14 protein-coding genes are annotated in these 17,615 nt (G+C 73.2%); 7 read left to right on the top strand and 7 right to left on the bottom strand.

Going from position 1 to position 17,615, the window contains the following annotated elements; translation table 11 throughout:
- Nucleotides 1-4: 4 nt before the first annotated feature.
- The 4 genes from IF17_RS0125100 (at nucleotide 5) to ppk2 (ending at nucleotide 3,771) form a co-directional block, all read left to right on the top strand.
- The gene (locus IF17_RS0125100) at nucleotides 5-682 is read left to right on the top strand and encodes a TetR/AcrR family transcriptional regulator (protein ID WP_030570041.1); all 678 of its coding nucleotides are present in this window, start codon (nucleotides 5-7) and stop codon (nucleotides 680-682) included.
- A gap of 14 nt (nucleotides 683-696) precedes the next feature.
- The gene (locus IF17_RS0125095) at nucleotides 697-1,455 is read left to right on the top strand and encodes an ArsR/SmtB family transcription factor (protein ID WP_030570039.1); all 759 of its coding nucleotides are present in this window, start codon (nucleotides 697-699) and stop codon (nucleotides 1,453-1,455) included.
- A 326-nt stretch (nucleotides 1,456-1,781) separates the two neighbouring features.
- The gene (locus tag IF17_RS0125090; RefSeq protein ID WP_030570037.1) at nucleotides 1,782-2,765 is read left to right on the top strand and encodes a DMT family transporter; all 984 of its coding nucleotides are present in this window, start codon (nucleotides 1,782-1,784) and stop codon (nucleotides 2,763-2,765) included.
- Nucleotides 2,731-3,771: a polyphosphate kinase 2 gene (gene ppk2, locus IF17_RS0125085; RefSeq protein WP_030570034.1), complete on the top strand. Its 1,041-nt coding sequence runs from the start codon at nucleotides 2,731-2,733 to the stop codon at nucleotides 3,769-3,771. Before IF17_RS0125090 ends, ppk2 begins: the two co-directional genes overlap by 35 nt.
- Before the next feature lie 7 nt (nucleotides 3,772-3,778).
- Here ppk2 and IF17_RS0125080 read toward each other — a convergent pair whose 3' ends face one another.
- The 7 genes from IF17_RS0125080 to IF17_RS0125050 all read right to left on the bottom strand — a co-directional run bounded on the left by IF17_RS0125080 (nucleotide 3,779) and on the right by IF17_RS0125050 (nucleotide 13,754).
- Entirely contained in the window at nucleotides 3,779-4,858 is a 1,080-nt protein-coding gene (locus tag IF17_RS0125080) for a Zn-dependent alcohol dehydrogenase (RefSeq protein ID WP_030570031.1), read from the bottom strand.
- Between the two features lie 43 nt (nucleotides 4,859-4,901).
- Complete coding sequence (locus IF17_RS0125075) at nucleotides 4,902-6,296, bottom strand: aldehyde dehydrogenase family protein (RefSeq protein WP_030570028.1); 1,395 nt, start codon at nucleotides 6,294-6,296, stop codon at nucleotides 4,902-4,904.
- 152 nt (nucleotides 6,297-6,448) lie between these two features.
- On the bottom strand, nucleotides 6,449-7,822 hold the full coding sequence (locus IF17_RS0125070) for an ABC transporter ATP-binding protein (protein ID WP_030570025.1): 1,374 nt from the start codon (nucleotides 7,820-7,822) through the stop codon (nucleotides 6,449-6,451).
- A gap of 138 nt (nucleotides 7,823-7,960) precedes the next feature.
- Nucleotides 7,961-9,250, bottom strand: a complete 1,290-nt coding sequence (locus tag IF17_RS0125065) for an MFS transporter (protein ID WP_030570021.1) — start codon at nucleotides 9,248-9,250, stop codon at nucleotides 7,961-7,963.
- Nucleotides 9,250-10,671, bottom strand: coding sequence for a CitMHS family transporter (locus tag IF17_RS0125060; protein ID WP_030570017.1), 1,422 nt, complete (start codon nucleotides 10,669-10,671; stop codon nucleotides 9,250-9,252). The genes IF17_RS0125065 and IF17_RS0125060 overlap by 1 nt, the downstream gene beginning before the upstream one ends.
- 151 nt (nucleotides 10,672-10,822) lie before the next feature.
- Nucleotides 10,823-13,006, bottom strand: a complete 2,184-nt coding sequence (locus tag IF17_RS0125055) for a molybdopterin-dependent oxidoreductase (RefSeq protein ID WP_030570014.1) — start codon at nucleotides 13,004-13,006, stop codon at nucleotides 10,823-10,825.
- Nucleotides 13,007-13,133: 127 nt separating this feature from the next.
- Entirely contained in the window at nucleotides 13,134-13,754 is a 621-nt protein-coding gene (locus IF17_RS0125050; RefSeq protein ID WP_030570011.1) for a TetR/AcrR family transcriptional regulator, read from the bottom strand.
- A 187-nt stretch (nucleotides 13,755-13,941) separates the two neighbouring features.
- Between IF17_RS0125050 and hmgA the strand changes: the two genes are divergently transcribed.
- The 3 genes from hmgA to IF17_RS0125035 all read left to right on the top strand — a co-directional run bounded on the left by hmgA (nucleotide 13,942) and on the right by IF17_RS0125035 (nucleotide 17,579).
- Complete coding sequence (hmgA, locus tag IF17_RS0125045) at nucleotides 13,942-15,273, top strand: homogentisate 1,2-dioxygenase (RefSeq protein WP_030570008.1); 1,332 nt, start codon at nucleotides 13,942-13,944, stop codon at nucleotides 15,271-15,273.
- 165 nt (nucleotides 15,274-15,438) lie between these two features.
- Complete coding sequence (locus IF17_RS0125040; RefSeq protein ID WP_030570005.1) at nucleotides 15,439-16,212, top strand: GntR family transcriptional regulator; 774 nt, start codon at nucleotides 15,439-15,441, stop codon at nucleotides 16,210-16,212.
- 71 nt (nucleotides 16,213-16,283) lie between these two features.
- Nucleotides 16,284-17,579 carry a type ISP restriction/modification enzyme gene (locus IF17_RS0125035; RefSeq protein ID WP_030570003.1) on the top strand — a complete coding sequence of 432 codons (1,296 nt, stop codon included), beginning with the start codon at nucleotides 16,284-16,286 and terminating at the stop codon, nucleotides 17,577-17,579.
- Nucleotides 17,580-17,615: the final 36 nt, after the last annotated feature.

Below are 17,615 nucleotides of genomic sequence, written 5' to 3'. Positions count from 1 at the left end.
CCGCATGGCCCGACCGCGCAAGCCCCTCCTCAGCAGAGACCGCATCGTGGAAGCGGCGAGCGCGCTCGTGGACGCCGAAGGGCTCGACGCCGTCTCCACGCGCCGGCTGGCGGCCGTCCTCGGGGTCAGCGGGCCCTCGCTCTACAACCACTTCCGCAACAAGGACGAGATCCTGGACGCGGTCGCCGACGCCGTCTCCGTACAGGTCGATCTGTCGATGTTCGAGGCGTCGGACCCGCGCGACTGGCGAGAGGCCCTGCACGACTGGGCGCTCTCCTACCGGGCCGCCCTGGCCGCGCACCCGCACATCGTGCCGGTCCTCGCCCGGGGGCCGGGGCGCCGGCCGGCGGGGCTGCGGGTCGCGGACGCGGTGTTCGGGGCGATGGTGGGGGCGGGGTGGCCGCCCGCGCAGGCGACCCGGATCGGGGCGCTGATGCGGTACTTCATCACCGGCTCCGCGCTGGGCTCCTTCGCCGGGGGCTTCGTCGACGACGAGAGCGCGTACGACCCGGCCGACTACCCGCACCTGGGCCAGGCGCACCTGCTGGCCGATCACCGGCGGCAGGTGGACGAGGGGGCGTTCGAGACGGGGCTGCGGGCGCTGCTGGACGGGCTGGCGCTCCAGTACGAGGAGTACGCGCGGCCCACGGAAACGGTTCGGCGGGCGCCGAACCGTCCTTGACGCACCCTGGACCCATGGACCGTTCACCGCGCCCCGCCGGTCGCCCGGCGCGGGCCCGCCCCCACGATGACGCCGCGTCGCGCCTCGCCGCGCTGGCCGCCCTGCTCGCGGACGGGACCCGGGCCTCCTTCTGCCTGGCCCTGCTCGACGGGCGGGCCTGGACGGCCGGGGAGCTGGCCCGGTACGCCTCGGTCGCGCCCTCCACCGCCAGCGAGCACCTGGGGCGGCTGGTGGCGGGCGGACTGCTCGCGGAGGAGCGGCAGGGGCGGCACCGGTATGTGCGGCTGGCCGACGAGGGGGTCGCGCGGTTGGTGGAGGAGTTGGCCTCGCACGCCCTGCCCGGCACGCCCGAGCCGCCGCGCACGCTGCGGGCGGCGAGCGTGGCCGGTGCGCTGGCCCGGGGGCGTACCTGCTACGACCATCTCGCCGGGCAGCTCGGCATCCGGATCACGGAGGCGATGACGGTACGGGGGCTGCTGCGGCAGGACACCGGGTTCGCGCTGACGGAGGCGGGGCTCGACTGGTTCGACGCGCTCGGCATCCCGCTGGACCGGGGCGGGCGACGGCCGCTGGCCCGGGGGTGCCTGGACTGGACGGAACGGCGGCCGCATCTGGCCGGGGCGGCGGGGGCGGCGCTGTGTGCGCATGTGCTGGGGGTGGGGTGGTGCGAGAGGTATGGGTCGGGGCGGGCCGTGCGGGTGACTCCGTCGGGGGTGGGGGCGTTGTCGGAGGTGCTGGGGATGGAGGCGGCGGCGCTCCCGGACCACGCCTAACGGTGCCCACTCCAGCCCGTCCGGCGTTTGAGGACGGAACCCTTGCCCGGGATGGGCGGCGCCCGTGCTTTCCGGACACGGAGGGATTACCCGGTGCCACCGCGACGGTTCCGTCCTCAAACGCCGGACGGGCTGAGGGGGCACGGTTGCGTCCTCAAACGCCGGACGGGCTGGGTGGCGGGCTTCCGTCCTCAAACGCCGGACGGGCTGGGTGGGTGCACGGGCACGTTGGAAGGGCGCGGACGGGGTGGAGGGGGCCTCCCGTCGATTGACGGGGACCGACAATTCGGTGGGGGGCGAAGCGTTTCGGGCCTACGGTCGTGGCCATGACGACGCCCCCGGCCGGCCCGGCCACCCCCGCCCCCGCCCGATCCTGGCGCGCCACCGCCGCCGCCTGCACCACCGTGGTCCTGTGGGCCTCCGCCTTCGTCTCCATCCGCAGTGCGGGCGAGGCCTACTCCCCCGGTGCCCTCGCCCTCGGGCGGCTGCTGGCGGGCGTGCTGGTGCTCGGGGCGATCCTCCTCGTACGGAGGGAAGGGCTTCCCGGGCGCGGGGCCTGGCGCGGGATCATCACGTCCGGGGTGCTGTGGTTCGGGCTCTACATGGTGGCGCTCAACTGGGGCGAGCAGGAGGTCGACGCCGGGACGGCCGCGATGCTCGTGAACATCGGGCCGATCCTGATGGCCCTGATGGGCGCCCGGATGCTCGGCGAGGGGCTGCCCCGCCGCCTCCTGCTCGGGATGGGCATCTCGTTCTCCGGCGCCGTCGTCGTCGGCCTCGCGATGTCCGGGCACGGCAGCTCGTCCGTGCTGGGCGTGGCGCTCTGCCTGCTGGCCGCCGTGGTGTACGCGCTGGGCGTGGTGAGCCAGAAGCCGGCGCTCGCGTACGGTTCCTCGCTCCAGATCAACACCTTCGGCTGCCTGATCGGCGCCGTCGCCTGCCTGCCGTTCACCGGGGTGCTGATCTCCGAGGCGGCCGACGCGCCGATGTCCGCCACGCTGAACATGATCTACCTGGGCGTCTTCCCGACCGCGCTGGCCTTCACCACCTGGGGCTACGCGCTGGCCCGGACCACCGCGGGCCGGATGGGCGCCACCACGTACGCGGTCCCGGCGATCGTGGTGCTCATGGCGTGGGTGCTGCTGGACGAGGTGCCGACCCCGCTCGGCGTTCTCGGCGGGCTGCTCTGCCTGGCCGGGGTGGCGGTCTCCCGGAGCCGTCAGCAGACTGGGCCCACACGCGGAAATCAGGCCGGCCCGGTGGAGGGAACCCGTCATGACGCGGAGCACCAAGGCGCACGGCGACCGTAGCGGCGGCAGCGGCCGTAACGGCGACAACGGGGCGAAGAAGAAGAGGACCGCCCGCGAGGAGGCCGCGCGGGCGGCCCGTTACGGCGGGCCCTACCTCGACGGCTTCCACGTGGCCGACAGCGGTGACGACGACCCGGTCCTGGTCGAGCCGGACGGCCACGCCCGGGACGCGTGGCGGGAGGACTACCCGTACACGTACAAGCTCCGGCGCCGCGACTACGAGGAGGCCAAGCGCGCCCTCCAGATCGAGCTGCTGAAGCTCCAGCACTGGGTGAAGGAGCGCGACGAGCGGCTGGTAATCCTCTTCGAGGGGCGGGACGCTGCGGGCAAGGGCGGCACGATCAAGCGGTTCACCGAGCATCTGAATCCGCGCGGTGCCCGCATCGTGGCCCTGGAGAAGCCCACCGAGCGTGAGCGGACGCAGTGGTACTTCCAGCGGTACGTGGCCCATCTGCCGAGCGCCGGGGAGATCGTGCTGTTCGACCGCTCCTGGTACAACCGGGCCGGGGTGGAGCGGGTGATGGGGTTCTGCACGACCCGGGAGTACCTGGAGTTCATGCACCAGGCGCCCGGCTTCGAGCGGATGCTCGCCCGGGACGGCATCCACCTGGTGAAGTTCTGGTTCTCGGTCTCCCGCAACGAGCAGCGCAACCGGTTCATGATCCGGCAGATCGACCCCGTACGGCGCTGGAAGCTGAGCCCCGTCGACCTGGCCTCGCTGGACAAGTGGGACGAGTACACCGAGGCGAAGGAGCTGATGCTCTTCCACACCGACACGGCCGACGCGCCGTGGACGGTGGTGAAGAGCAACGACAAGAAGCGGGCCCGGCTGGAGGCGATGCGGCATGTGCTGGACCGCTTCGACTACCCGGGCAAGGACCCGGAGGTGGTCGGGGTGCCGGACCCGCTGATCGTGGGCCCGGCCTCCCGGCTGTTCGAGGAGGGCGAGATGGACGCCCGGCTGCTGGGGCCGGTCGCCTCGACCTCCCGGACCACGGACTACTAGCGGCGCTCTAGAACACCACCAGCGCCCGGCCGCCCTTGCCCGCGATCATGTTGTCGAAGGCGGCCGGGATGGCGTCCAGGGCGATGCGTTCGGTGACCATCATCGACAGGTCGAAGCGGCCCGCGCGGATGTGGTCGGCCAGGGCGGGCAGATCGCGGGCCGGGTCGCTGTTGCCGTAGACGCAGCCCGTCAGGGAACGGCCCCAGTGGAAGATCTCCAGGGCGTTGAAGGTGACCTCCTGGTCCTTGCCGCCGATCCCGACGACCGTCGTACGGCCGCCGCGCCGGGTGGACTCCCAGGCGGCCCGGATGGTCGCGGGCCGTCCGACGCACTCCACGGCGACGTCCGTGCCCTGGCCGCCGGTGAGCTTGCGGATCTCACGCGGGGTGGTGGCGGAGGCGATGACGTAGTCGGTGGCCCCGGCCTGCCGGGCCAGCTCCTCCTTGGCCGGGGAGACGTCGACCGCGATGATCCGGGAGGCACCCGCGATCCGGGCCGCCTGGAGCACGGCGAGGCCGACGCCGCCGATCCCGAAGACGACCACGCTCTCGCCCTCGCGGACCTTGGCGCTGTGGTGGATCGCCCCGTAGCCGGTGAGGACCGCGCAGCCGAGGAGGGCGGCGTCGGTGAGCGGGATGCCGTCGGGGGCGGGGAGGACGCAGTTCGCGGCGACGACGGTCTCCTCCGCGAAGGCCGCCACGTTGAGGCCGGGGTGGAGGTCGGTGCCGTCGGCCGTACGGGCGTGCAGGTTGGCGGTCCCCTTCAGGGCGTCGGCGCAGAGCCAGACCTCGCCGATCCCGCAGTGGAAGCAAGCACCGCAGGAGGGAGCCCAGTTGAGGACCACGCCGTCACCGGGGGCGACATGGGTGACGCCCTCGCCGACCGCCAGGACCGTACCGGCGCCCTCATGGCCGAGGACGGCGGGCACCGGCACCCGCATGGTGCCGTTGGACAGGGACAGGTCGGAGTGGCAGACCCCCGCCGCGGCGAGCGCGATGCGCACCTGGCCGGGGCCGGGCTCGGGCAGGACGATGTCGGTGATCTCCAGCGGAGCTCCGACGGCGGGCAGTACGGCGGCGCGGACCACGAACAGACTCCTTGCACGGGATTACAGGGGAAGGGTTACGGGGTCAGAACTGGAGCGACTTCGTCTGGAGGTACTCCGCCAGACCGTGCGGACCCAGCTCGCGGCCGACTCCGGACTGCTTGTAACCGCCGAAGGGGGCCAGCGGGTTGAAGCGGCCGCCGTTGATGTCGACCTGTCCGGTGTCCATCCGGCGGGCGAAGGCCACCGCCTCCTCGTCGTCGGCCGCCCACACGGCTCCCGCGAGCCCGTACACGGTGTCGTTGGCGATACGGAGGGCGTCGTCCACGTCCTCGTAGCGGAGGATCGAGACCACCGGGCCGAAGATCTCCTCCTGCGCGATGGTCATGTCCGGGGTGACGTCGGCGAAGACGGTGGGGCTGATGTAGTAGCCGGTCTCCAGGGGTGCGTCGGGGCCGCCCGCGATCAGCCGCGCGCCCTCCTCCATGCCCGTGCGGATGTAACCGCTCACCCGGGCCTGCTGCTTGGCGTTGACGAGCGGGCCGACCCGCTCGCCGGGCGCGTACTTGAGCACGGCCTGCGCCGCGAGCTCCACGGCCTCGTCGTACCGCTCGGAGTCGACCAGCATCCGGGTCCAGGCGCTGCACGTCTGGCCGGAGTTGGTCATGACGTTGGCGATGCCGACGTTGACCGCCTTGGCGAGGTCGGCGCCGGGCAGGATCACGTTGGCGGACTTGCCGCCGAGTTCGAGGGCGACGCGCTTGATCGCGGCTCCGGCGGTGGCGCCGATCTGCTTGCCCACGGCGGTCGATCCGGTGAACGAGACCAGGTCGACGCCTTCGTGCTCGGCGAGCGCCTGGCCGGCGACCGGGCCGAGGCCGGTGACGAGGTTGAAGACCCCGGCGGGCAGCCCGGCGGCCTCGGTGGCCTCGGCGAAGAGCTGGGCGGTGAGCGGGGTGTCCTCGGCCGGCTTGAGGACGACCGTGCAGCCGGCGGCGAGGGCGGGGGCGACCTTGGCGACGATCTGGTGGAGCGGGTAGTTCCAGGGGGTGATCGCGCCGACGACCCCGACCGGCTCCAGCAGGACGGTGGAGTTGCCGATCCGCTCCTCGAAGGCGTAGGAGGCGGCCAGTTCGGCGTACGAGGCGGCGACCATGACCGGAACGGCGGCGTGGACCATCTGCGAGAGCGGCAGCGGCGCGCCCAGCTCGGCGGTGATCGTCTCGGCCAGCTCGTCCTTGCGGGCGGCCAGCGCGTCGCTCAGCGCGGAGAGCCGGGCGGCGCGCTCGGCGGGCGGGGTGGCGGCCCAGCCGGGGAACGCGGCGCGCGCGGCCTTCACCGCGGCGTCGACGTCCTCGGCCGTGCCCGCCGGCACGTGGCCGATGAGCTGCTCGTCGGCCGGGTTCACGACCGCGATCGTGTCCTGGCCGACGGCGGGCCGCCACGCGCCGCCGATGTACATCTGGTCGTGGGCCTTCATGGCTGTTTCCTCCCGGACGGGTTGTGCACGACGCCGACGTCTTGTCGTCTGCCCCGACCGCCCAAACTAGCGCCGTTAGTTTTCCGGCGCCAGGGAGCTCCCGGAGACGCCGGTCACGCCGGGAGGCGTGCGCCGGGGCCGAGGGGAAAGGCTCAGCCGTCCAGCCCGGGCACGTCCTGCGGCAGCGGGCAGATACGGCGGCCGTAGTGGTCGAAGACGTACAGGTGCGCCAGGTCCACCAGCAGCGGCACCTGGCCGCCGGTGCGCAGCCGCATGTCGGGGCCGGTGCGCACCACCAGGTCGCCGGAGATGACGGAGGGCCGGTCCGGGGTGCGGACCGCCGTGGGGTCCGGGGCGGGTTCGTCGAGGGTGACGACCGGGCCGCTGATCCGCGCCCCGGCCCGCCCCTTCAGCCGGTCCAGGACGCCGAGCGCGCCTTGCGTGCTGCCTCCGGTACGGCCCACGGTGGCTCTGCGGCGGCGGGGCATGGCGCGGGGCTGGGCCGATTCGAGGTCCGGGACGACGGCGGGCCGCGAACCGGTGTTGAGGTGCACCAGTGCCTCGTGCCCCTGGTACTCGACGTGCTCCACGATCCCGCTGAGCGCCACCTCACCGGGCCGGGCGTGACTGGGCGGGGCGATGCGGACCGCCTCCGAGCGCAGCCCGACGATGATCCGGCGGCCCTGCTGGATGCGGAGCAACTGGTGGTCGGGGCTGAGGGGTTCGGGCAGGGCGAGCCGCTGGCGGCCGAGATCGATCGACATCCGCCCCTCCAGCGGGGCGTGGACGACGGCCTGGAGGAGGTTGATCCGCGGGGTGCCGATGAACGCGGCCACGAAGACGTTCTCGGGCAGCGCGTAGACCTCCCGGGGCGGGCTGACCTGTTGCAGGACGCCGCCGCGCATCACCGCCACCCGGTCCCCGAGGGACATCGCCTCGGCCTGATCGTGCGTCACATAGACCGTGGTGACGCCCAGTTCTTTCGTCAGCAGGGCGATCTCGGCGCGCAGATGGTTGCGGAGCTTGGCGTCCAGGTTGGAGAGCGGCTCGTCCATCAGGAAGACGGAGGGCCTGCGGGAAATCGCCCTGCCCATCGCCACGCGCTGGCGTTCGCCGCCGGAGAGCTGGGCCGGGTAGCGGTCGAGCACGTGCTCGATGCCGAGCATCCGAGCCGTGGCCTCGATCCGAGCGCTGTTGTCCTCGCGCGGGTACTCCAGCTTCAGCGGGAAGCCGATGTTGGCGCGGTTCGTCATGCTCGGGTACAGCGCGAAGCTCTGGAACACCATCGCCATCCCCCGTTCGCGCGGCGGGATGTGGTTGGCGAACTCGCCGTCGAGCAGCAGCTCACCCTCGCTGATCTCCTCCAGGCCCGCGATCATGCGCAGCACGGTCGACTTGCCGCAGCCGGAGGGGCCGAGCAGGACGACGAACTCGCCGGGTTCGATGGAGAGCGTGAACCGGTCGACGGCCCGCCGGTCCCGGCCGTAGCTCTTGCTGACGTGGTGCAGGGCGATGGCGCGCGTCATGAGGTGTCCCCGGGATCAAGGTGTACGAGATGTACGTCGCGGTGGGGAGCGGCTGTGGAGGGAAGTTAGCCCACCGGGCGGGGTGAGGGAATGACTCGCGCGAAGGTTGGGACGGGTGGGGCGTACGGGGTCGGTGTCTCAGGAACGGCTTCGGTCGGCCAGGGACGCGCCGTCCGCCTGGTCCCGTTCACGTACGGGCGTGGGCTCCGGCGGTACGGAGGAGGCCCGGGTCGCCCGTCCGCCGCGCAGGCCCAGCCCCGCCGCCACCAGCAGCAGCGCCCCCAGCAGGGCGAACGGGGCCGCCGCCCCCGCCGTACCCGCGATCAGGCCCGCGGCGGCGGGGGCGGCGGCCTGGCCCAGCCGGTTGCCGGTGAGGCGCAGGGCCAGGGCCGTGGACCGGGCCTCGGCGGGGGCGGCCTGGACCACCGTGGTCATCGACAGCGGCTGGCCGGCGCCGAGGCAGAACCCGAGGGCGGCCAGCATGACCGCGAGCACCGGGACGGGGACCGGGAGGACCATCCCCGCGCAGAGCAGGCCGGCCAGCAGGCAGCTGGTGGACAGCAGGGCCGTCCGGCCGAGGAGCCGCAGCATCGGGGTCATCACCAGGCGGCAGGCGATGGTGGCGGCGGCCCGCAGGCTGAGCAGCAGCCCGACCGTGGCGGGGGCGATCCCCCGGTGCTCGCCGACCACCGGCAGGTAGGCGGTGAGGATGTCGGTGGAGGACAGGACCGCCATGCTGATGAAGATCCCGGCCGGGACGCCCCGCGCACCGAGGATCCTGGTGACCGGGACCTTGGCCGCGGCCTTGTGCGCACCGGGCCCGGCGCCCGGCGTACGCCGGTGCTCGATGCGCCACAGCGAGGTGAGCGCGACCGCGCAGACCCCCGCCGAGACGAGGAGCGCGAGGGAGCTCGTACGCCCCAGAGCACCGCTCCCACCGGAGATCAGCGCTCCCGCCGCGATCGGGCCGCCCAGCTGGCCGAGCGAGGCGCCGATGGTGAAGTGGCCGAAGTTGCGGTCCTGTTCGGCCGCGGCGGACTGGCGGGCCACGATCGACTGCGCGCCGATCACGAAGCAGAGGTGGCCGAGGCCCATCACCCCGCTCCAGGCGGCCATCGCGGGCAGCGAGGAGACGACGCCGCTGAGCGCGCAGCCGCCGGAGATCAGCACCACGCCGAGCGGCAGCAGGGGCGCGCACCGGCCGTGGTCCGTGCGGCGGCCGAGCGGGACGGCGGCGAACAGCGGCAGCAGCGCGTAGACACCGGCGATGACGCCGACGGCGGTCTCGTCCGCGCCCAGCGCGAGGGCCCGGTAGGAGACGGCGGGCCGCGCCATCGACACCGCCCCCTGCGCGAAGGCGAAGGCGATGACGAGGCGCAGCAGCCAGCCCCTGCCGGGCCCGGCCCCGGGCCCTCGCGCGCGTGACATCAGATCGTGCCGAAGAGGATGCCCGCCCCGAGCACCACCAGCGAGGTGAGCACCGCCCACTTGACGGTGAACCGGGTGTGGTCGCCGAACTCCACCTTCGCCATGCCCACGAGCACGTACACGGCGGGCACCAGCGGCGAGGACATGTGCAGCGCCTGGCCGGCCAGGGAGGCGCGGGCGATCTCCAGCGGGGAGACTCCGTGGGCCGCGCCAGCTTCGGCGAGGACGGGGACGACGCCGAAGTAGAAGCCGTCGTTCGACATGAAGTAGGTGAGCGGCAGGCTGAGCAGCCCGGTGACGATGGCCATGTGCGGGCCCATCGCGTCGGGGACGGCCCCGACCACCCAGTCGGCCATGTTCTCGACCATACCGGTGCCGGTGAGGACGCCGGTGAAGACGGCGGCGGCGAAGACCATGCCGGAGACGTTGAGGACGTTGTCGGCGTGGGCGGCGATCCGGGCCCGCTGGTCCGGCATGTGGGGGAAGTTGACGGTGAGCGCGAGGGCGGCGCCGAGGAGGAAGAGGACCGGGATCGGCATCAGTTCCATGATCATCGCGGTCAGCAGGGCGATGGTCAGACCGGCGTTGAACCAGTAGAGCTTGGGCCGCAGGGTGGAGCGATCGGGGTCGAGGCCCTTGAACTCCTCCTCGTCCTCCTCGTCATCGTCCTCCGTGAGGTCCGCCGAGCCGGTGCCCGAGGCGGCGGAGCCCTTGCGAAGGCGGTCGCCGCCGCTCGCGCCCGTGCCCGCCCCCGCCAGGACGGTCTCCTGCTCCGGCTCCCGTACCAGCGCCTCGTCCAGCGTGAGCATGCCCAGGCGCTTGCGCTCGCGCAGACCCAGCACGTACGAGAGCAGGAAGACGGCGAGCAGTCCGACGGCCAGCGCCGGGATCATGGGGACGAAGATCTCGGAGGCGTCCAGCTTGAGCGCGGTCGCGGCGCGGGCGGTGGGGCCGCCCCAGGGCAGGGTGTTCATGACGCCGTTCGCCGTGGCCGCCACACCGGTCATGACGACGAGGCTCATCTTGAGGCGTTTGTAGAGCGGATACATCGCCGAGACGGTGATCATGAAGGTGGTGGAGCCGTCGCCGTCGAGCGAGACGATCGCGGCCAGCACCGCCGTACCGACGACGATCCGCATCGGGTCCGCCTTGCAGAACCGCAGGATGCCCCGGACGATCGGGTCGAAGAGGCCGACGTCGATCATCACGCCGAAGTAGACGATGGCGAACATCAGCATGGCGGCGGTCGGCGCCAGGTTGCCGACGCCGTCGATGACGTAGTCGCCGAGCTTCGCTCCCTGCCCGACGGCGACACAGAATAGTGCGGGGATCAGTACCAGCGCCGCGATCGGCGACATCTTCTTCGTCATGATCAGGACCAGGAAGGTCGCGATCATGGCGAAGCCGAGGATTGTCAGCATGGGGGATACCTAACGTTCATCCTTGAACTCCCACCGGTCTCGGCGGTCGGTCCGGACGACGTTAGGGGCCCCCTCGAAGAGTTAACAAGACGTTGACGCGTGAGCAATACGAGCAAAACCCCAGGTCAACGCGGTGGTGTTACCGAGAGGGTTACGGGGACGGGGTCACCGTCACCGGAATGGCGTTCAGGACGGCGGTGCCGGAGAGCGGGTCCAAGAGGGTGCCGTCGAGCAGCTGGTTCACGTTGGCCCCGGGGTGGGCGGCGGCGACCGCCATCCGGGTCCCGGGGCGGCTGTGGCCCCAGCCGTGCGGGAGGCTCACCACTCCGCTGCGTACGGTGTCCGTGATCTCGGCGGGGGCCTCGATCCCGCCGCCCGCCGACTCGATCCGTACGGTGGCCCCGTCCACGAGCCCGAGCCGGGCCGCGTCGTCGGGGTGGACCTGGAGGGTGCAGACGTTGGACCCGCCGCTGAGCGAGACGACGTTGTGCATCCAGCTGTTGTTGGAACGCAGATGGCGGCGGCCGACGAGGACGAGCGGGGCGGGGCGGTCGCCCAGCGCCCGGCGCAGGCGGGGCAGGTCGGCGGCGATCGGGGCGGGGAGCAGTTCGATGCGGCCGGAGCGGGTGCGCAGGATCTCCGGGACGCGCGGCTTCAGCGGGCCGAGGTCGATGCCGTGCGGGTGGGCGAGGAGCCGCTCCAGCGTCAGTCCGTACGGGCCGAGCCGCAGCATGAGGTCGAGGCGGCGTTCGGGGCCGCTGCGGCCGGTGAGCTCGTCGGCCAGCTCCTCCGGGGCGCCCGCCTTGGTGATCGCGGTGGCGATGGCCAGGTCGTCAACGGCGGAGGGCGGGGCGCCGTGCATCCCGCTCACCGCGAGGATCAGCCGGGCGTGGATCTCGCTCTCGTCCATCCGCCCGTCCTCCAGGGGGATGGGGGCGCGGGTGTAGCGGACCTGGTTGTGCACGGCGAAGGAGTTGAACGCGAAGTCGAAGTGGGCGCTCTGCGAGGGCGGCGGCGGGGGCAGGACGACGTCCGCGTGGCGGGAGGTCTCGTTGAGGTACGGGTCGACGCTGACCATGAAGTCGAGGTGCCCGGCGAGCGCCGCGTCCAGCCGGTCGCCGTCGGGCGCGGAGAGGACGGGGTTGGCGGCGAGGACGATCAGTGCGCGGATGCGTCCCTCGCCCGGGGTCTCGATCTCCTCGGCCAGGGCGGCGGTGGGGAGTTCGCCCTTGGCCTCGGGGTGGCCGGAGACCCGGGACGTCCACCGGCCCAGCGCGAAGCCCTTGCCGGGCGCGGCTGCGCGCGGTGCGCGGGCCGTCGCGGAGAGCGGGAACAGCGCGCCGCCGGGGCGGTCGAGGTTGCCGGTGAGGACGTTGAGGACGTCCACCAGCCAGCTGGCGAGCGTGCCGTGCTCCACGGTGCAGCTGCCGATCCGCCCGTAGACGGCGGCGGTGGGGGCGGCGGCCAGTTCGCGGGCGAGCGCGGTGATGGTGGCCGCGTCCACATCGCAGGCGGCGGCGACCGCGTCCGGGGTGAAGTCGGCGAGCGCGACGGCGAGTTCGCCCACGCCTTCCAGGTGCTCGGCCAGCGCACCGGGGTCGGTGAGCTTCTCCTCCAGCAGGACGTGGGCCATGGCGGCGAGCAGCAGGGCATCCGCTCCCGGCCGGATCGCCACATGCCGGTCGGCGAGGCGGGCGGTCCGGGTGCGCCGCGGGTCGATGACGGTGAGGGTGCCGCCGCGTCGGCGCAGCGCCCTGAGCCGGCCGGGGAAGTCGGGGGCGGTGCAGAGGCTGCCGTTGGACTCCAGCGGGTTGGCGCCGATCAGGAGGAGGTGGTCGGTGCGGTCGAGGTCCGGTACGGGGATGGCGTTGGCGTCGCCGAAGAGCAGCCCGCTGGAGACGTGTTTGGGCATCTGGTCCAGGGTGCTCGCGGTGAAGACGTTGCGGGTGCGCAGGGCGGCGAGGAGCAGGGGCGGGTAGAGGGAGCCCGCCATGGTGTGGACGTTGGGGTTGCCGAGGACGACGCCGACGGCCTGCGGACCGTGGGCCTCGGCCAGGGCCGGTATGCGGGCGGCGATCCGGTCGAACGCCTCGTCCCAGGACGCCTCCCGCAGCTCCCCGTCCTCCCCGCGCACGAGCGGGACGCGCAGCCGGTCGGGGTCGGCGTCCAGGCCGCCGAAGGACGCCCCCTTGGGGCAGATGAAGCCCCGGCTGAAGATGTCGTCGCGGTCGCCGCGCGCACCGGTGACGGTGGTCCCCTCGATGGTGAGGGTGAGGCCGCAGGTGGCTTCGCAGAGGGGGCAGATACGCGGTGCGGTACGGGATGCGTGGGACATGGGCCCTCCCCGGGGCGACGGCGGTGGCAGCACTCGGACGGCACCGCGAGCATACCGACCGGTAGGCATGCCGGGGAGGGGGTCGACGGCGGGCACGTGACGCCCCCCACCCGATCCCCCGGCGCCCTCAGTCCAGGATCTGCGCGAGGTACGCCCGTACCAGCGTCCGGGTCTCGGCCACGATCGCCGGGTCACCCGACGGGTCCGTCCGGAAGGCGAGCTGGAGCAGCGCGTCCGCCGCCTCGACGCTCACCAGGATGGCCCGCAGCAGCTCCGGGCCGGGGTGGCGGCCGAGGTGCCCGGCGAGGAGGTCGGTGAGCCGGCCCGCGAGGCGGCGGTTGGCGTCGTCCGACGCGTCCTCGGCGGGCGACGGGGGCCCGAAGTCGACCAGGGCGAAGCCGGGCACGGTCCGCTTCATCGCCAGGTACTCGTCCAGCACCGCGTCGATCGCCCCGCGCCAGTCGTCGGCGGGGAGGGAGCCGAGCCGGGCGGTGATGCGCTCGGCGTAGAGGTCCAGATTGCGCAGCGCCAGGGCGTCGACCAGGGCCCGTTTATTGGAGAAGAAGCGGTAGACGGAGCCGATGGGCACCTCGGCGCGCAACGCGACGTCACGGGTGGAGAGCTGCTCGTAACCGGTCTCGTCGAGCAGTCCGGCGCAGGCGTCGAGTATCCGGGCGAGCCGGTCGGCGCTGCGCTGCTGTACGGGGGCGCGGCGGAGGTTCGGGTTCGGGTGGGGCACGGGACCCATGATGCCGTGCACGTCCCGGGTGCCGTCCGCAAGCCCCTCCGAAGCCACCCCACGCCCCTGATCGGCGCCCGGACCCCCCGAATGGCGTGATCCAGACCGTTGACGCGTCCGTCTCCTATTCCTACGGTGTCCCATAGGATTCGTTGTCCGGCGGATCCAAGGGCTTCACGGTCACCGGGAGTGCGGGATGAGCGGCATCGAGCAGGCGAGGAAGCAGGCGAGGAAGACGGCGGAGGGACTGGCGTACTCCTCCGGTTTCGGCAACGAACACAGCTCGGAGGCGGTGCCGGGGGCGCTGCCGCACGGCCGTAACTCCCCCCAGCGCGCCCCCCTCGGCCTCTACGCGGAGCAGCTGAGCGGCTCCGCCTTCACCGAGCCCCGCGCCGACAACCGCCGCTCCTGGCTCTACCGGATCCGCCCCTCCGCCGCGCACCCGGCCTTCACCCGGACCGACAACGGCGATCTGCGCACCGCGCCCTTCACCGAGTCGGTGCCGGACCCGAACCGGCTCCGCTGGAACCCGCTCCCCGCCCCGGCGCCCGGCACGGACTTCGTGAGCGGGCTGTGGACGCTCGGCGGCAACGGTGACGCCGCCCAGCGCACGGGCATGGCGGTGCACCTCTACCACGCCAACTCCTCCATGACCGACCGGGTGTTCAGCGACTCCGACGGTGAACTGCTGATCGTCCCGGAGCACGGCGGGCTGCTGCTCCGCACCGAACTGGGCCTGCTGCGCGCCGAACCGGGCCACGTCGCGCTGATCCCGCGCGGTGTCCGCTTCCGGGTGGAGCTGCTGGAGGAGACCGCACGCGGGTACGTCTGCGAGAACTACGGCCGCCCGTTCGTGCTCCCGGACCTCGGGCCGATCGGCGCCAACGGCCTGGCGCACGCCCGGGACTTCCTGGCCCCCGTCGCCGCGTACGAGGACGACGACCGGCCGGTGGAGGTGGTCAACAAGTTCTGCGGGAACCTCTGGTCGGCGACGTACGACCACTCCCCGCTGGACGTCGTCGCCTGGTACGGCACGCACACCCCGTACGTCTACGACCTGCGCCGGTTCAACGTCATCGGCTCGATCAGCTACGACCACCCCGACCCCTCGATCTTCACGGTGCTGACCTCGCCGTCCGACACCCCCGGCCTGGCCGGTGTCGACTTCGTGGTCTTCGCGCCGCGCTGGCTGGTCGGCGAGGACACCTTCCGGCCGCCGTACTTCCACCGGAACGTGATGAGCGAGTACATGGGGCTGATCGACGGCGCGTACGACGCGAAGGCGGACGGCTTCGTCCCCGGCGGCGGCTCGCTGCACAACATGATGTCGGCGCACGGGCCGGACCGGGAGACCTTCGACCGGGCGAGCGCGGCGGAGCTGAAGCCGCAGAAGATCGACGACGGCCTGGCCTTCATGTTCGAGACCCGCTGGCCGATCATCGCGACCCCGCAGGCGGCTGGGGCCGGCCATCTGCAGCGCGGTTACGACGACGTGTGGCAGGGTCTGAGCCGCAACTTCCGGCCGTAGACGGTCGTAGAGACCGGGCCAGGCGGCCGGAGGGGCCCGGAGGGACGGGACGGGGACGACGACGTGACAGAGAGCCATGAGACGACGACCGGGGCGAGGGCTGCCGAATCGAGGGCGGCCGGAGCGGGGGCGCGCGGAGACGCGACGGCACGGCCCGGGTCCGGCGTGAACCCGGTGGGCCGGGCGCACCCGCCCGCCTTCGCCCCCGACTCACTCGTCCTCAACCGGAAGCTGCCGCTCTGGTACCAGGTCTCCCAGTCCCTGCGGGCCTCCATACTCGGCCGCCCCCAGGACGCCTCCCTCCGGCTGCCCACCGAGGAGCAGCTCGCCGGGCACTACGGGGTCAGCGTGCTCACGATGCGCCAGGCGCTGAAGGAGCTGGAGACGGAGGGGCTGATCAGCCGGCACCGGCGGCGTGGCACGTTCATCGAGCCGCGCGCCCGGCGGGTCTCCCCGGTCCGGCTGCTGGGCTCGGTCGACGCGATCGTCGCCCAGCAGTCCGGGGAGGCGACGACGGTTCTCGGCCACGGGACGGTGCCGGTCCCGGGTGACCTCGCGGAGTTCTTCCCGGACTGCGGCGAGGTCGTCAGCTACCGGCGGCTGCGCCGCGACGGCGAGAGCGACGAGCCGACCAACTGGGCGGAGAACGCGGTACGCCCCGACATCGCCGCCCGGATCGACGTGGCCGACCTCGAACGCTGGCCGATGACCAAGGTGCTGCGCGACGGCGTCGGGGTCAGGATCTCCCGGATCACCGACACGGTGGAGGCCCGGCTCGCCGACCCGGTCACCGCCGAGCTCCTCCAGGTCCCGCTGCTCAGCCCGATCCTGCACTACACGGGCGTGACGTACGACGAAGAGGGCCGCGTCGTGGATGTGGCCCGGATCCGCTACCGGGGCGACCGGTTCTCGTTCTCCGTGACGGTGGAGGCCCACTGACCCGGCCCCACGGGAAGACCGCCCGCCGTTACGATGCGAACGGTCACGGCGGACAGGGGAGGGACGGCTCGGTGGCAGCGCGCAGGACCGCAGCGGCGGCGACGGCGGCCGGATCGGGCGAGGACTCGACGTCCCTGGAGCTGGACGAGCTGATGCCCTGGTCGGTGCGGCCGCTGAGAACCGGACGCTCCTGGGTGAGCGGCCCCGACCCCGCCGCCCTCCGGGCCCGTTGGGAGCGGCTGGCCGCCGCCGAGGGCGCCGAGCAGGAGCGGCTGTTCCGCCCGAGCCGCTCCCGTACGCCGCACACGCCGGTCGCCGCGCTGCCCGGCCGGTCCACGGCCGGTGCCGGTGCCGCCGCCGGCACCGGCCGCTTCGCCCGTGAACCGGGTGCCTGCCCCGACCCCGTACGCATCCTGCACGGCCCGTTCGACGAGCAGTGGCTGCTCCCCGACCACCGGCTGATCGACGCGGCCCGCCCGGAGCTGTGGCGGGTCGGCGACGGGCGGCAGCTCTTCGCGGTCGAGCACGGTTACGTGCCCCAGACCGCCGGGCCCGCCCTGTCGGTGACCCACCTGCTCCCCGACGGGCACTCCCCCGCCGGGCGGCCGGGCCGGATCCGGCCGCTGTACCGGCGGCCCGACGCCACCGATCCCAACCTGGCACCGGGGTTGCTGGACGTGGTGCGTACACGGCTGGGGCCTCAGGAGGCCTGCCCCGAGTCCGTGCTGGCCTGGATCCTGGCCGCCGCCCTGCCCTCCCCGTCCGGCTGCCGGATCCCGCTGCCCGCCGACGCCGAGGTGTGGGCGGCCGGCGTGGAGCTCGGCCGGGAGCTGGTGCGGCTGCAGCTGCGCGGGGCCCGGGGCGGGGAGCGGCCCCGGCTGCCGGGCGGGCGCAGGCCATATGTGCGGGCGGCGCTCCCGGCCCGGCCCACGGGGATCGTGTACGACGCGGAGGCCGAGGCCCTGGTCATCGGCGATGGCCGGATCTCGCCGGTGCCCGCGGGGGCCTGGGAGTTCACGGTGAGCGGTGTACGGGTGCTGGAGCTCTGGTTCGGCCGCCGGGCGGCGGCAGCGGTGGGCGCGGTTCCCGAGGGCGTGGAGGCGGACGGGCTGGAGGTGGTCGGGGCGCGCGGGTGGACCCCGGAGTGGACCTCGGAGCTGCTGGAGCTCATCACCGTACTGGCGCTCCTGGACGGGCTGCGGCCCCGGCAGGAGGCGTTGCGGGCCCGGCTGGAGCGGGCGCCCCTGATCTCCCGGGACGAGCTGCGGGCGGCGGGGGTGCTGCCGGTCCCGGCGTCCCTCCGGCGGCCCGCCTCGGTCCTGGGCCACCAGGAGGAGGGGCCGGAGGGGCAGTTCGCGCTGCTGTAAGCCTTCTGGTGAGGGGGCGGAGGTGGCGAAAGGGCC

Origin of the sequence: Streptomyces cyaneofuscatus (assembly GCF_000718135.1) — a bacterium.
In the GTDB taxonomy this organism is placed as follows: Bacteria; Actinomycetota; Actinomycetes; order Streptomycetales; family Streptomycetaceae; genus Streptomyces; species Streptomyces cyaneofuscatus.
Note: the sequence above shows the minus strand (reverse complement) of the source record. Positions and strands in the feature narration are given on the sequence as shown.

Excerpts from the sequence above, each read along its gene's own strand:
- IF17_RS0125100 (WP_030570041.1), top strand. The coding sequence starts at position 5 with ATGGCCCGACCGCGCAAGCCCCTCCTCAGCAGAGACCGCATCGTGGAA.
- IF17_RS0125095 (WP_030570039.1), top strand. The coding sequence starts at position 697 with ATGGACCGTTCACCGCGCCCCGCCGGTCGCCCGGCGCGGGCCCGCCCC.
- IF17_RS0125090 (WP_030570037.1), top strand. The coding sequence starts at position 1,782 with ATGACGACGCCCCCGGCCGGCCCGGCCACCCCCGCCCCCGCCCGATCC.
- ppk2 (WP_030570034.1), top strand. The coding sequence starts at position 2,731 with ATGACGCGGAGCACCAAGGCGCACGGCGACCGTAGCGGCGGCAGCGGC.
- IF17_RS0125075 (WP_030570028.1), bottom strand. The coding sequence starts at position 6,296 with ATGAAGGCCCACGACCAGATGTACATCGGCGGCGCGTGGCGGCCCGCC.
- IF17_RS0125070 (WP_030570025.1), bottom strand. The coding sequence starts at position 7,822 with ATGACGCGCGCCATCGCCCTGCACCACGTCAGCAAGAGCTACGGCCGG.
- IF17_RS0125065 (WP_030570021.1), bottom strand. The coding sequence starts at position 9,250 with ATGTCACGCGCGCGAGGGCCCGGGGCCGGGCCCGGCAGGGGCTGGCTG.
- IF17_RS0125060 (WP_030570017.1), bottom strand. The coding sequence starts at position 10,671 with ATGCTGACAATCCTCGGCTTCGCCATGATCGCGACCTTCCTGGTCCTG.
- IF17_RS0125055 (WP_030570014.1), bottom strand. The coding sequence starts at position 13,006 with ATGTCCCACGCATCCCGTACCGCACCGCGTATCTGCCCCCTCTGCGAA.
- IF17_RS0125050 (WP_030570011.1), bottom strand. The coding sequence starts at position 13,754 with ATGGGTCCCGTGCCCCACCCGAACCCGAACCTCCGCCGCGCCCCCGTA.
- hmgA (WP_030570008.1), top strand. The coding sequence starts at position 13,942 with ATGAGCGGCATCGAGCAGGCGAGGAAGCAGGCGAGGAAGACGGCGGAG.